We start from the raw sequence: 15,788 nt of genomic DNA on the forward strand, positions 1-15,788 counted from the left end.
TATTGTGCAGCTCCAGTCTGTTGTTACTGACCGCTTACAGGTTCTGCTCCTATATGCTTTGTCCTGAGTAGATAAAAATAATGTAGCGGCAAGGAGATCACATTCTTGCCGCTACATTTCTTCCAATGGGTACACACTACTTACCTAAACTTGAATATCCTCGTGCACCACTATTAACATGTAAATCAATCCCCACCTAAATCCCTTTAATCTTAAAAATCAAAATCTTCGTTTTCGAAAGCATCCGGTTCATTAGAAATACTTTCTTCTCCTGTAGGTAACCCAAGCTCAAAGCTAGCGATCGACTCGTCTATCTTAGATGGAATTTGCTTTACTATCTGTAAATACGCTTCTCCTAAGGCTTGAGCCGTCTCTCGTTTGAACAAATTACTAGAATAGTACAGATCAAATAGTAGACCATCAGGAGTCTCAATAGCAATGATTGAAAGATCCATTTTGGAGGTATTATCAGAAAATTCATAGGGTATATAAGTTAATTCTTCTGATTCAATTTTTGCTTGATTCATATTTTGCAGGGTAAACATGGTTTCAAGTAGCGGAGTTCGACTCAAATCTCTCGATATTTGAAGCATTTCCACTAGAGAATCAAAAGGATAATCTTGATGATCGAACGCTTGCAGTGTACGCAATTTTACTTCTGCAAAAAATTCCCGAAAAGTCTTGGATGCTTGCGGATAGTTACGCATAGCTAGTGTGTTAATGAACATTCCTACGACTCTCTCCAAGTCAGCATGCTGTCTCCCCGCGACTGGAGTACCGACAATGATATCTTCCTGTCCCGTACACTTGAACAGTAATACGTTGTACGCCGCCAGCAAAACCATGTACAAGGTAGATCCACTATCTTGAGCCATGCTGTTGAGTTCATCACTCTCTGCCTTAGACAGCACAAACGAAATGTGGTCCCCTACGTTGGTACGTACACGAGGACGTGGATAGTCGGTCAGCAATCGCAGAACAGGAAGATCACCAGCAAACGTGTCAAGCCAAAATTGCTCTTGTTTTTTTATTTGCTCAGAGGTAAAACATAGATTCTGCCAGTGTGTGAAGTCTTTATATTGTATAGGCAACGGCAATAATTCTTGGCCTTTATAGAATTGAATAAGATCTTCGAGCAAGATAGCCATAGATACACCATCAGAAATGATATGGTGCATATCCATAATTAAGAAGTAACGCTCTGCTTCAAGCTGATATAACCCAACGCGAAACAGTGGAGCCTGTGACAAATCGAACGGTTTTACAAACCCTCGGATCAAATCGGCAATCTGGTCTTCTTGCAACTTGTGTTGACTCATGATAAATCCTACATTTTTATGTACGCGTTGAACCTGCTCTTCCCCTTGCCATTCAAATGAGGTGCGTAATGCTTCATGACGCTCGATGAGACGAGTAAGAGCTTTTTCCAAACGTTCTGGGTCGACTGGTCCTTCAATGACTACGCAAGATGGAATGTTATAACTTGTATCCCCTTGGTTTAGTTCGTCGACGATCAGCATCCGCTTTTGCGCAGCGGAAATTGGATAGTACAACTGCTCTTCCACGGGTATCAATGGAATTTGAGTATAGGCGGAGTCACCAGATACTTCAATCACCTGTGCCAACAATTCAATGGTTGGATTATCAAAGATTTGTTTAATCGAAAGGTTCACATTGAGTTCTTTATGAAGGATCGTTAAGAACATCATAGCTTTAAGGGAGTGGCCACCTATTCGGAAAAAGTTATCGTTTATTCCGACTCTCTCTATGTTCAAAAGACTTTGCCATATTCTTTGCAATTGTGCTTGTAGTGGAGTCTTAGCAGCTTCATACGGACTAGATGAAGCAAGGCTACCATTTAGCTCAGTCAATGCCAACCGATTGATCTTGCCATTTGGGGTAAGCGGAAATTCAGGCAATTGCATAAATTGAGACGGCACCATATAATCTGGCAAATGATTTTGAACAAAATTGGAAATGTGATCAAGAGACACTTCATTCTCTGCAACAAAATAGGCGAACAAATATTTCATTCCATAGTCGTCTATTTTGTCAAGAACGATCACTTCTTTCATACCAGGGTATTGCAACAGCTTGGCTTCGATCTCCCCCAGCTCGATACGGAATCCTCGAATTTTGACCTGATGATCGATCCTTCCTATGAATTCGAGGTCACCAGTTTCGAGCCAGCGCATCAGATCACCTGTTCTGTATACACGTGGTACGTTTAGATGGGGGGTGTCGACAAAATGCTCGTGTGTTAGCTCCAACGCGTTGAAGTAACCATTTCCCACTCCTTCTCCACCAATACATAATTCACCTGGAATGCCGGGCGGAAGCAATTGCATATGCTTGTCTAAAATATAGAGCTTAGCATTATGAACTGGTTTACCGACAGGAATGGGGGTAATCTGATCTAATTCTTCATTCCCTAAAATATGGTAACTAGAAATATCTGTGCACTCTGTTGGACCATATGTGTTGGAGAGTTCTGTTTTGAAATGAACAGATTTGATCCAAGGTTTTAGTTTGATCATGTTGATTGGTTCACCTCCAAGACTAACGTGTCGGAGGCTTCTCAGTTTAATGAAATCATCGTCCACGTTCCCATGAACCAACGGATAAAATGCGCTCGGAGCGCAGTTAATCATAGTTATCTGTTCTCTGTCGATCACTTCAGACATATGGCGATAATCATATGGGCCTGGTGAATAGACAATCAGGCTTCCCCCTAATAGCAGTACACTAAACAGATTCTTCTGTGCTAAATCAAAACTGCTAGGTGCAATTAACAGGGCCCGTTCATTTTCTGTAAACGACAACGCATGGATGTGCCAATACAACAGGTTGACAAACGAATGGTGTTTAATCATGGCTCCTTTAGGATTCCCTGTAGAACCTGATGTATAGAGTACATACAAGAGATTTTCAGGATTATAAGGAAGGCTCAAATTATCGGTACGATAACCTGTTTGCGCTAAAATATCTTCGATGACAAACCTATGAGCCTGCTTCAGATTAGTGCTATCCAAATGTTTTTGTTGAGTTAGAATCACAGTCGTTTGAGAATGTGTAAGTAGATAGTTGATTCGTTCCGCTGGATAATCCGGGTCCACCTGTAGATATGTAGCTCCCGATTTGATAATACCAAGGATACCAATAAGTAATTCAAGGGAACGTTCCACCATAAAACCAACAATGGTACCTTCCCCCACCGCTTGTCCACGTAAGAACCATGCTACATGGTTCGCACGCTCGTTTAATTCACGATAGGTCAATTGTTGTCCTTCGAATACAACTGCAATCCTATCAGGCGTACGCTCTGCCTGCTCTTCGAAAAGCTGGGAGACCGATTTATGACGTGGATAATCAAAGCTACTCAGATTAAAATCAGACAGTAATTGTTGTTTCTCAGCTTCACGTAAGAATGAAACGTCCATTAGACTTTTGTCAGGCTCTTTAGTCACTTCGGTAAGATAGTTATCCAGATGATGAACAATCATTTGCATCCGAGTTTCACTATACAGACTAGCATTATATTCCAGGGTGAGATGCAGGTTATCCTTATGAGTAGAAAAGACGAACAGCGAGTCAGCTTTTATATGATCTACGCTATCTTTCGCATGGATGCCTTCTAGCATAACGCTTGTATTGCACAGTGGATATATACCATCTTCAACCTGTAAACCAAGATTTTTCATCAATAGGTGGAACGGATAGTTAGAATTTTGACTTGCTTCATTGACGTTTTTGCTCATTTGCATTAGTAAATGTTTAAAAGTCATTTCTCTGCGTTGAACCTGAACGCGCAGTGGTAGTAATGTATTTACCATCTTCATTTCTTTCTTTTGATTAAACACAGGCATGCTAAATACAATGTCATCTGCTTCCGTATAACGTGAAAGCAAGTCTGCGAGAGCGGTCGCAAGGATAATGAATATCGCGTATGGAGACTGATTTCCAATGGTTCGAATTTTTTCTGTGGTCTCTAACGTGAACGAATGAGTGATGACTCCCTTTTCGTAGGAATCTAAGGATGTTCGCGAATATTCGATGGGAAACGTAGAGAGCACACTGATTCCCTTCATTTGGTCCAGCCAGTATACTTCTTCTTTTTCTACCTTTTTGCTTGAGAGTAAGAGATTTTCTGATATTTTGCTGGTCGTCATGGATTACAGCCTCCTAGATGCGAAAAATAGCCTTTTATTTAATTAATCTATGCGTTCCATTTTCCAAGAGCAATGTAAGCGAAAATAGGGAACTTGACCTTGTTCGTCTAAGTGGAATTGTACGGATTTAAAATTATCACTCACGAATAAACCATCTCCAATAGGAATTAGAGCCTCTGTTACTCCATCCTCTTCCATGAAGAGTTTATTGTCTTGATATGTAACATGGTAGACCCAGTCTGGAAATCCGTGATGTGAATAGGTTCCACAACATGCTTCTAGTGACGCTGTTGATGATGAAGACATGTCGGATGACGGTGTGTAGCGATGGCAACGATTGTTGTTGATCATAAGATATTGCACGCAGCCATCCACTTCCCTTACGACTCCTACATTTACCACATGATTGCCCTGTTCGTCATAGCCAAGTAAGAAATCGTCCGTCTGAGAATGAAGCTGTATAAGTTGCTGATTTAGGGTCAACTGCAACTGATCTTCAATCGTAATTTCTACAAACCCTACGTTTGTGCCAAAGAAGGTTCCTGTAATTGATTGCCAATTCTCTTTGTTGTTGATGACTTTAGCTACCCCTTTTGAGGTATTTGCTTTAGCAAGTGGCAGATGTAATTGTTCGAAAACGAGACGAGTAATTTTGTCATGTGAGAATGGTCGATTATTGAGAATAATCACAGCACTCCCTGCTTCTGTATGCATAACAAAGTCACCACTATAGCTGCTAATATCACCAAAATGACGAGAGATACGCAGTCCAGCATCTGTTTCTTGCAGGAAAAATCCTAAGCCAAAGCCACTCTGATAAGTGTTAAACAGTGGTGTGTTATAGTCATGCATTTGTTTTATCGATTTATTTTGAAGTAATTGTTTTTCTGAATAGCGTCCCTCGTTCATATGTAAGAGGGCAAACTGAGCCAAATCTGTCACCGTCGACATCGCAAAAAAAGACGGATGATAAGCAGTGTTTTCCAAAAAGCGGTGCAGTACACAAATATGATCATCATTTAGATAATGCGGCAAGGCCAACGAGTGAGTCATCGCAAACAGCGGGTCGTACGTGCTACTGTGCATTTTTAGAGGAGAAAAGACTAGCTCTTGAATCAAAGTAGCAAAAGATTTACCGGTAACCTCTTCCGCTACACAGCCAGCTAGATTGTAATGGAAGTTACTATACGTATGAAGTTTTCCTGGTGGTGCCATCAATTCAATTTTTGAAAGCTCTTCACATACATGACGACGTAAACCATCTGGTTCACGACTCCCTAGATAATCGCCACCGTTGCTGAAACCTGCGGAATGGCTCAATAAAGTGCGGAGTGTTAACAAGCGATTATACGCAGAATTTTGAAGTGTAAACCAAGGAATGTAATTCGTGATTGGAGTATCCAAGTCAAGAATACTTTCCTCCACCAGTCGCATTATCAACGTAGCAGTAAACAACTTAGAAATCGAACCTATACGAAATAAAGTCTGTGGAGTTATAGCTACCCCTGAGTCTTGGACACTAGTAACACCAAATCCATTCGCATAGATCAATTCCTTTTCATGAATAATAGCGATGGCCAGACCCGGTACCCGGGCCTGTTCCATTTCCATCATGATTTGATGCTCGAGCTCTTCAATACGTAGCATGCAAATCTCTCCTTTTCATTTCTATAAATGCTCTAGATAATCAGCCAACTCTTCAATTGAAAGCGTATCATTCCCCACATCACTTGGAGTAATTTCATTTTCTTTCTTATTGAGACAATGGTTGATAATTGCAAGCAAATGTTTTTTGTATAAGGTAATAATATTTTGCACTGTGCTGGAATTGTACATTTTTTCGTTATATTCAAAATGTAGACGTAACGTACTATCTTGAATAATACCGACAATTTCAAAATGATACTGTCTCTCCACTTTGTGACTGAGAGTTGGACCTGTATTGAATGGTGAGATTTGAAATGTGTCAGTTGAGATATCTTGGTCAAATTGCCCCAAGTAATTGAACATAATCTGGGGCTTCATAATGAGACAACTCGCTTCCTCTGTTTCAACTGAGGTTAGATAACGTAGAATACCGTAGCCAATTCCCTTATTTGGTACTTTGCGCAAACACTCTTTTGTGTATTTAATTTGATAGGCTACGTCTTCTTCCTCTTTACTTTCAAGCATTACGGGATAAAGGGAAGTAAACCAGCCAACCGTCCGCGAAATGTCAACATTTTCACTGATTGGTTCCCGCCCATGTCCCTCTAAATGTATGAGTGTATGATTTTGGCCAGTCCACTCCCTCATTGCAAGAGCAAGAGCCGTCAGTAGAATGTCATTTATCTCGGTATTGTAAGCATGGTTAACATCTTTTAATAAATGGTTGGTCTCTTCCGAATTTAGGTGCATGGTCAATGTCCTACTGTCCTGCATTCTATTGTCGGTCACAGTCTGATCTTGAGGTAACGATACCACCGGCACTTTAGCCAGCTGTTCCCAATAAGAAGATTCCTTTCGTAAGGTTTGACTATTGGCATAGACATGTAGTTCTGTAGACCATTCTTTAAAAGAGTCGGTCTTATCTTGGAAGTGAATCGCCTCTCCATTTAGCGCCTGCACGTAGCCACTTGCAAGATCATCAAGCAGAATTCGCCAAGAAATTCCATCCACTACAAGATGATGAATGACAATCAACAGATGGTCACCATGATCTGTTTTGAAATGTCCAATCGCCATCAATGGACCTGTGCTAAGATCAAAACCAGCTTGAATATTAGAGGCTTCGGCTTCGATAATAGCTGGTGTCACATGTTCGCCCCTAAAATCCACCAATGTGTAGTCAAACAGCCTATCGGTAAGTCCACGGATCTGCTGTATGACTCGCTCCCCTTCTATCATAAAAGTCATACGCAGTGCATCATGGTGTTCAACAAGTCGTGTAAATACTTTTCGGAGCAATAACTCGTCCCAGCCTTGTTCATGATGTATCATGACTGCATGATTGTAATGATGGGTATCCGTTAGATTTTGCTGAAAGAACCAATGTTGAATCGGTGTTAAACGTACGCCCCCCTCAACCAATTGGTTGGTTGTTCGTTTTGTTTTAATTGGTTTAACATACTGCGACAGTTCTCTGATTGTTGGGTATTTGAATAAATCATTAATTTGGATTTTGTATTGATATTTTTGAATTAAAGAAGACACTTGTATCGCTCTTATGGAATCTCCACCTAGGGAGAAAAAATTGTCATGGACGCTTACTTTGTTGATACCAAGGACTTTTTGCCAAACACTAACTAGTATATCCTCTTTATCATTGGATGCCTCGACATACTCAACTCCAGTGTCTATCAAAGTCCAATCTACAGGCAAAGCGCGTCGATCTATTTTACCATTTGGTGTTAGAGGCAATTGTTCCAAAGTAGCAAAATAAGCAGGAATCATGTAACCTGGCAAACTCTCTGCAAGGAAGCTGCGAAGTTGAGCCACGTTTTTACTTCTTTTGTCTGTATTAGGTTTCCAAACCATGTAGGCAATGAGTTGCTTATCACCGTGCTCATCCGCTTGAGTAGTAATCGCTACTTCTGCAACATCGGAATGCCTAAGGATCGCTGTTTCAATCTCTCCTAGTTCCATTCGATAGCCACGGATTTTAACCTGGAAGTCTTTCCGCTCAATAAATTCCAGCGTGCCATCCGCTCGATATCGTCCCAAATCACCTGTTTGGTACAATCGTGAAAGTGGGTCAGAAGAAAATGGATTCGGAATAAATTTTTCAAAAGTCAAGCTATCCCGACTCCAGTATCCCTTCACTACACCCCTTCCACCGATATATATTTCACCGATAACACCAATCGGTAGAACATGGTGGTGTTCATCAAGTATATAAATCTGGGTATTAGCAATCGGTTTCCCAATGTAGGCAATTTGATCTGTGTCGACTACCTCATGCATTGCCGACCAAATTGTCGTTTCCGTTGGGCCATACATATTATAGATATTTGCAGTTGTTTTGCTCCGCATCTGTTGCATGAGTGAAGGCGGAAACGCTTCACCACCTACTAACAAGGTATCAAGTGATTGTAAAAATTGTTGTGAGTTAGGATCAGCCGCAATCATCTTGAGCCTTGACGGTGTAGTTTGCAGCATAGTGATCGGACGAATGTATGTCGTAGTTTCTCTAGTTATAGCTTCGAGCTCACTTTTTTTGGCGTATCTATCTTTGAATTGAGCAAGATGATGCAAGCCACGGACAACAGAAGCATGATCGATACCAAAGTCAAGTAAGCAGGCGATCTCATTAACACCAATATGATAGAGCTGCTCGACCAGTCTGTTGCAACTCTCTGGTGTACCAAGCAATGTTGCCGTATTCCAATAGCGTTGGAACGCTACTTCGAGAATTTGCTCAATATCCTCCTCTGATACGTTATTAATGTCGAACTCATCTGTGCCGATGTTAAGGTTTTGTGCTAAATTGCGAATTAAACTGACACTTGATCGCAGATAATCGCAAAACGGTTTTTTTACCTTATCTTGTACGTATTCAATGTCGTCATCAATAAAAGTATGCAACATGATTGACACTTTGAAGTGCTTAGGATCGTACCCGTTATCAAGTAGCGTTTCATGATACAGGCGAATGTTTTTCGCTAAATTGTGAATGTCTTGCCCAAGAAAATGGGTTAAGATGTTAGTCCCCATTTTTCCCGCTTGAATAAAAGATTCAGCAGTTCCCGTTGTCGTCACCCAAACTGGAACCTCGGATTGGATTGGTTTTGGAAAAGATTGAACTTCTATGGAGTATCCTTTGCCATTAGAACGAGTTAGTTTCTCACCACGCCATAATTGGCGGACTTCTTCCATTTGTCTAAACATATGAGCATAACGCTCTTCATAGTTTTCTGGACGTAAAACGAAGTCGTCCACATGCCATCCTGGTGCAAACGATAGGCCTACGCGTCCTTTTGAAAGATTATCCACGACCGACCACTCTTCAGCAATGCGCAGTGAGTCATGTAAAGGAGAAACGATGCTACCAGAGCGCAATTGCAAGTTTTGAGTAATCATAGCGAGCGCTGAGCTGATTACGGACGGATTAGGGTATAGCCCACCGAACTCGTGAAAATGGCGTTCTGGAGTCCATACAGCATTGAAGCCATGCTCATCTGCGAACTTCGTTGTCTCCAAAAGCAACGAATATTTATCGTCCACCTGTTGGTGATCGTAGCTTGAGAAAAAGAATACGCTGAAATCCATCTGTGGCTGTTCCTTATTCGTCAAGAAGCTGTCGTAGTTTTCATACGTATCATCTGGGCTAATTACAACTTGAATTCCACGCGTAAGTGTCCAGAATAGTTCTAGCACAGAAATATCAAAGGAGATCGTCGTTACCGATAAAAAGGCATCTGTTGCATTTGGCTGCAGCGTTTGATCCATCGCTGTAAAAAAGTTGCTTACATTGTCATGAGTAACCATTACACCTTTTGGATTACCAGTCGAGCCAGATGTGTAGATGACATAAGCCAAATCTGATCCTTGATTTATCACATGCGGTGTAGCGGTCGACTGCTTCACCAGCTCAGCATGTATCTGATCGAGGAATAGGCTAACAGTCTCAGACGTATCTACTAAACGTTGTTGGAAACGTGATTCTGTCAAGAGCACTTTCATGTGACTATCTTGGATAATATAACGAATGCGATCGGCTGGATACGTAGGATCGATTGGCACATAGGCTGCTCCGGATTTCAAAATAGCCAGCAAAGTTACAATCATCTGTTCACTACGATCTGCCATTATACCGATTAAGTCGCTGGGTTGAATTTGATATTGTATCCGCAAATAATGTGCAAGCTGATTAGAAAACTCATCCAGTTGACGATAGGTCAATGTTCGTTCTTGATAGACGACTGCCACTTCGTCAGGAGTTTTCTTTACTTGTTCATGGAACCAGTCTTGAATTGTTTTTTCATCAAATAAACATTGTTCAGTTTTATTAAACTCACTAATTATGTTATTTTTTTCCACCTGATCCAACAATTCTAGTTCAGCAATCAAGGGATCCGACACAGACGTAACTGTACGAAGGATATGCATAAAATGAGTTTTGAATTGTTCAGCTTGCTCTTTTTTGTAAACCAATTCATTGTAAATAAGCTTGATCTTTACCACCTGTTCAATCTGAATATGCAAGGTCAAATCATAATTTGGATGCTCAGTAAATTGTATATTAGTTACAGAAAAGCCCATGTTTTGTTTATCTTGCAAACGATCTAATCCTTTTGATAATGGATAATTATCAAAAATCAACAGGTGTGAAATAAGCTCTTGCTTCAGCTGAGATTGTGACTGAATTTCATAGAGCGGATAGTGCTCATAATCTTTAGCCTCAAGTGAAGCTCGTTGTATTTTTTGTAGTAAGCTTGAAAAAACTTGATTATCTTCACATTTCACTCGTTTTGGAACTGTATTAATGAACAAGCCGACCATGTTATCAATGCCTGGTAACGTAGGTGGACGACCCGAAACAACCGACCCGAATACGACATCTGTATGATTGCTGTACTTCTGCAAAAATACACCGAAGCATGCTTCGAATACCGTATTGATGGTAACTTGGTGTTGCTTAGAAATCTCTTTCAGCTTATCGGTAATCTCCTCATCTAATTCAAAGAAAATTTCACCGTGTTTAAACTGCCCTGATGCACTTCCTCTATCTAATGCTGGTAGACTCCTTGGTTGTTCATATTGATCAAGATATTGGTTCCAAAATGCTTTTGCTTCCTCATGATTTTGTTGCTCTAGCCATTTCACGAACTGGCTGAAAGGCTGTACAGCTTCAAGTTCACATGTTTTTTCGGCCCGTAGGCAAGCATACATGCGGAATAGCTCGTCTAGAACAATGCCTGATGACCAGCCGTCCATAAGGATATGATGATATCCCCAGACAATGTGACAACTATCAATACCTGTTTGAATAACTGTTACTCTAAATAAGTTGTCATGAGTGAGATCAAAGCCTATTGAGCGATCTGATGTAATAAAATCATCGACATAAGTCTTTTTCTTTTCATCATCGAGATGTGTTATATCGATGACACGAACCTGAAGTGGTCGCTCCTTCAATACGATTTGTTTGGGTGTTTGAATTTTTTCATATACAAACATCGTCCGAAAAATCTCGTACCGCTCGATCACTAGATTAAAGCTTTTTTCTAAAAGTTCTGGATCTAGCAAGCCATTTACTGTAAACACCGCTTGCTGATAGTAGGTTCCAGATGTACGGTCGATTATAGAATGAAACAGCATGCCTTCTTGTGTCGAAGTGAGTGAATATATTTTCTGAATTTGTGCGTTGTTTGTCTCCATATTTCACCTCTGCTAGTGTGTGAGAAATCACTCTTCTAACAGACTCAGAATATCATCCAAGTCTGACATAGAAAGATTGTTGTCTCCAAAATCGCTTGGCGTATACTCTTGGGTCTTTTTACTCGTACAGTGACGGATAAGTTCTTGCAGTTGTCCTAAAAAGGTTTCCAATAAATGCTGCATTGTAACTCGCGAAAATTCGTTTCTGTCATACTCCACCCAAAATGTCAGTTCTCCATTCTGGACCATACCAGTGAAGATGAGATTATGGGTGCGTTCGTTGGCAGTGCTGATTGTTCTATCTGGTTGAATGGAAGAAAGCTGAAAAACAGCATCTTCTATACCAGTATCCATTTGCCCGAGATAGTTGAATAAAAGAATCGATTGCGAATCACCTGACAATGTTTGTTTGTTAATGTCAGTTCCCAGATATTTAAGCAGACCATAACCTATACCTTGATTGGGAATTCTCTTTACGTGCTCTTTTATTTCTTTAATTTGCGTCGAGAGGTCTGCATGATGCCTCATGTCCAAAAGAATTGGATACATCGTGGTAAACCAACCGACAGTGCGGGTTATATCCAATTGATCGCTCCACTCGTGACGTCCGTGACCCTCGACATCAATGAGGATCTTGTCCATTTGCATCCATGAGCGAAGAGACATACCAAGTCCAGTCAATAGGATGTCATAAATTTGGGTATTGTAGGTGCGGTGAACCTCTTTTAACAATAACTGAGTATCAGATGCCGAAAGACTTCCGATAAGACGTTCGTTCTCGACCATTTTTCCCTTTATACCACCGCTACTCACAAAGGAATTTCCCTTTATTTTCTCCCAGTATGCAAGCTCATTTTGTAGCTCAGACGTTTTCACGTATTCTTGTAGTTGTTGTGACCATGTCAAGTAAGAGTCCGTTTTGTCTGAGAACGTAATAGGCTGATTTTTTACCGCCAACTGGTAACCTAGTTCTAAATCCTCCAACAAAATTCGTAACGATACCGTGTCGACAATTAAATGATGGAATGTAAGGAATAAATGGTCACCGTAAGCAGTGTGAAACAAAGCAGCTTTAAACAGCTTGCCGTTCCACAGATCGAGGCTTGCTTGAAGTTCTCGACAAACGCTTTGGATGACATTCTTCACATCTGTTTCTGGTTTTGATTCACTTGATAAGTCAACAACACGACATTCATAGACAGATTGTGTCGTATCCCGAATAGCCTGCACAACATCACTATTTTCCTGACGATATTCCATCCGTAGAGCATCATGATGGATAGTTAGCTCATCCAAAACTTTAATCAAGCTTTCATAATCAATGGCAGACTCACTAGATAACATCAACGATTGATTAAAATGATGTCTATCTTCCATCGATAGGGCAAAAAACCAGTGTTGAATAGGCGTCAACGGTACAAGCCCCTGGACAACATCCTGATTGGCCCGATGGTTGATGGGTTGTACATGTGGCCGCAATTCTATAATCGTCGGATACTCGAACAAATCTTTAATTTGAAGTTTGTACCCAAGTTTATAAAGCTCAGATACAACCTTCATAGCTTTTATTGAATCACCGCCCAAATCGATAAAACGCTCATGAATGCTAATCGTATCTTCTCCAAGTACCTGCTTCCATACAGTGGTGAGAATCTCTTCCTCTTCATCCCGAGCCGCTTCAAACAGTGTTGATGATACATCGTTTCTGGCCAGCTTGGCGAGTGCTTGACGATCAATTTTGCCATTAGGTTTAAGTGGAAGAGTAGATATCTTGATAAAGAAATGAGGCACCATATACACGGGCAAATGCTGCATGAGATATTCACGTATTTCATGCGACGACGTCCCTGACCCTGCTTCTTGATTCCAGACTAGATATGCTGAGAGTTGCATATCTCCTTGATGATCTGGTTGAGCCAACACTACAGCATTAGAGATATCAGGATGTTGGCATAATGTATTTTCGATCTCGCCTAATTCAATGCGGTACCCACGTATTTTTACCAAATGATCGGCGCGTCCAAGAAATTGTATGTTTCCATCAGGCAACCATTTCCCTATGTCTCCCGTTTTAAACATTTTTTCGTTCTCAGTTGCACCATAGGGATTGGATACAAACTTTTCCTGTGTTAGTTCCAAGCGATTCAGATATCCGTTGGCTACTCCCTCACCCGCTATACAAATCTCCCCCTGCACTCCGATAGGGACCAGCTTTTGATGTTGATCAAGGATATAGATTTGAGTATTTGCGATTGGCTTTCCTATCGTTATGTTTTCGCTCTGTTTAGTAGCTTGTCTAGGCAACTCATATACGGCCGACCAGATCGTAGTCTCTGTAGGACCATACATGTTAAAAATTCGTGCATTGGTTTTCGTATGTAGTTCAGTTACATATTGGGCAGGAAATGCTTCGCCACCCACTAATAAAATCCGAAGAGACTGTAATAAGCGTTGTGAGCTAGGAGCGTCCAGCAGCAGCTTAAGTCGGGACGGTGTGCATTGCATCATTGTAATCGATCCAACATTTGGTAGATCAAAATAGTGATCGTAACCACCAAAAGAATCCTCCTGCTGTTCTGCCAATACTAGACGAATTCCCCTTGTTATCGTCCATAATAGCTCCAATACAGAAATATCAAATGATATGGTCGTCACTGATAAAAACGTATCTCCCTCTTTAGGTTGTAGGCTTTCATCCATCCCCATAAAAAAATTACCTACATTAGTATGATTCACCATAACACCTTTAGGATTCCCTGTTGAACCTGACGTATAGATAACATAAGCTAGGTTGTCAGCGCTATGGATTGACTCCAATGCAGTGGTTGGTTCCTGAGCAATCAAAGCTTGACTCTGATCAAGAAGCACAAGAGAAATATTTTGGCTGTCATCAGCATTATCATGATCTAAATGGTACAAATAAGCGGATTGTGTAACTACCGCTTTCATCCTGCTATCTTCCATCATATAAGCTATACGCTCAGTTGGATATGTAGGATCAATTGGTACATAAGCTGCTCCTGATTTCAGAACGGCAAGTAAACTAATCACCGCTTGCTCTGTTCTCTCCACCATTACTCCAACACAATCATCTGCCTGAACAAAGTCATGACGACGCAAATGGTGCGCAAGCTGATTAGCTCTTTCATCTACCTCTTTGTAGGTAAGCGACTGGTCTTTATACACCACAGCAATCCGGTCAGGCGTCTTTTTAACTTGTACTTCCCACCATTCCGAAATGGTTTTTTCACGTGGGAAAGATCTCTCTGTTCGATTAAAATCACAGATGATTTGATTACATTCCTCTTTGCTCATTACTTGTAGCTCAGCTACTGGCATAGAAGAACTCTTCATGAAAGTGGCAAACACATTGCAGAGATGCCCGATAAATTGCCTCATTGTCTCCGAGCTAAATAATGCTTTAGAGTATACAACTTCCCCTGCTAGTTGCTCTTCAGAATAGTGAAAACGGAAAAGAAGGTCCGAATTGTTATGTACATCTTTATGAATGTTGTTGAGACTTACTGACACTGGAAAAAGCGGTATGCGCTTATCTTCCGTTAGCAAAGCAAGCTCATCAAGAATTTTTACCATAGGAATATTTTGATACTGATCTGCTTCCATTACTGATTGCTTCACTTGATTCAAAATGGTACGAAAGGTGTCACTTGATGTCATCTGCGTTCGTATGGCAAGTAGTGGGCTCAGGTCTGCTGTGGCATCGTTATGGAACACAGGCATTCCAATGATCAAATCCTCGTAGCCTGTATATTTATAGAGTAAGCAATTGATTCCGCTTAAGAGTACCATATAGATGCCGTACTCTGATCCGTTAACCAATTGTACAATCCATTCCCCTACTTCATCCGGAAAAGTAAAGGGTATACTCATCGTGCCGGTCTCTTTATTCTCACCCCTCGAAAAATCAGGCGGATAAATGGTGATCTGCTCTGCTCCATCCAGCTTTTTCAGCCAGTAACGTCTTTCCTCTTCTAATTCTCCACTTGAGAGAAGCAGATTTTGTGTAATGCTATCCATAACTATTTTTTCCTCCTCTCCTACCTTCGTGATTAACCCTGACCAAGCTTTTCTTCCAGCTTCATCGTAATCACTGTAAAAGTAAGCATGCTAACAATCTATTTGTCTCAAATTCTATATCGAATTCTTCTTCCATACTGACAATCAAGCTCATATCCGAATAAATTCCCCGTTTTCTCAATCAATCCCCTATCACCCCGCGACTAAAATCCTTAGTCCTAG

At 40.9% G+C, this 15,788-nt stretch carries 4 protein-coding genes; all 4 read right to left on the reverse strand.

What is annotated here, in order from left to right; genetic code table 11:
• Positions 1-212: 212 nt before the first annotated feature.
• Genes EEL30_19705 through EEL30_19720 form a run of 4 tightly spaced genes read right to left on the reverse strand, consistent with a single transcriptional unit; the run spans position 213 to position 15,566 of the window.
• Positions 213-4,169, reverse strand: coding sequence for an amino acid adenylation domain-containing protein (locus EEL30_19705; protein QDX94309.1), 3,957 nt, complete (start codon positions 4,167-4,169; stop codon positions 213-215).
• Between the two features lie 42 nt (positions 4,170-4,211).
• Positions 4,212-5,816 (reverse strand): serine hydrolase, encoded by a 1,605-nt coding sequence (locus tag EEL30_19710; protein QDX94310.1) that lies wholly within the window; start codon positions 5,814-5,816, stop codon positions 4,212-4,214.
• Positions 5,817-5,837: 21 nt separating this feature from the next.
• Positions 5,838-11,528 carry an LLM class flavin-dependent oxidoreductase gene (locus EEL30_19715; GenBank protein ID QDX94311.1) on the reverse strand — a complete coding sequence of 1,897 codons (5,691 nt, stop codon included), beginning with the start codon at positions 11,526-11,528 and terminating at the stop codon, positions 5,838-5,840.
• Between the two features lie 27 nt (positions 11,529-11,555).
• Positions 11,556-15,566 (reverse strand): amino acid adenylation domain-containing protein, encoded by a 4,011-nt coding sequence (locus EEL30_19720; GenBank protein QDX94312.1) that lies wholly within the window; start codon positions 15,564-15,566, stop codon positions 11,556-11,558.
• Positions 15,567-15,788 lie beyond the last annotated feature (222 nt).

The organism is Brevibacillus laterosporus (genome assembly GCA_007833815.1).
GTDB classification, from domain to species: Bacteria; Bacillota; Bacilli; order Brevibacillales; family Brevibacillaceae; genus Brevibacillus_B; species Brevibacillus_B laterosporus_D.

What these genes read in the sequence shown, in the direction of transcription:
- EEL30_19720 (QDX94312.1), bottom strand. Translation starts at nt 15,566, where the DNA reads ATGGATAGCATTACACAAAATCTGCTTCTCTCAAGTGGAGAATTAGAA.
- EEL30_19710 (QDX94310.1), bottom strand. Translation starts at nt 5,816, where the DNA reads ATGCTACGTATTGAAGAGCTCGAGCATCAAATCATGATGGAAATGGAA.
- EEL30_19705 (QDX94309.1), bottom strand. Translation starts at nt 4,169, where the DNA reads ATGACGACCAGCAAAATATCAGAAAATCTCTTACTCTCAAGCAAAAAG.
- EEL30_19715 (QDX94311.1), bottom strand. Translation starts at nt 11,528, where the DNA reads ATGGAGACAAACAACGCACAAATTCAGAAAATATATTCACTCACTTCG.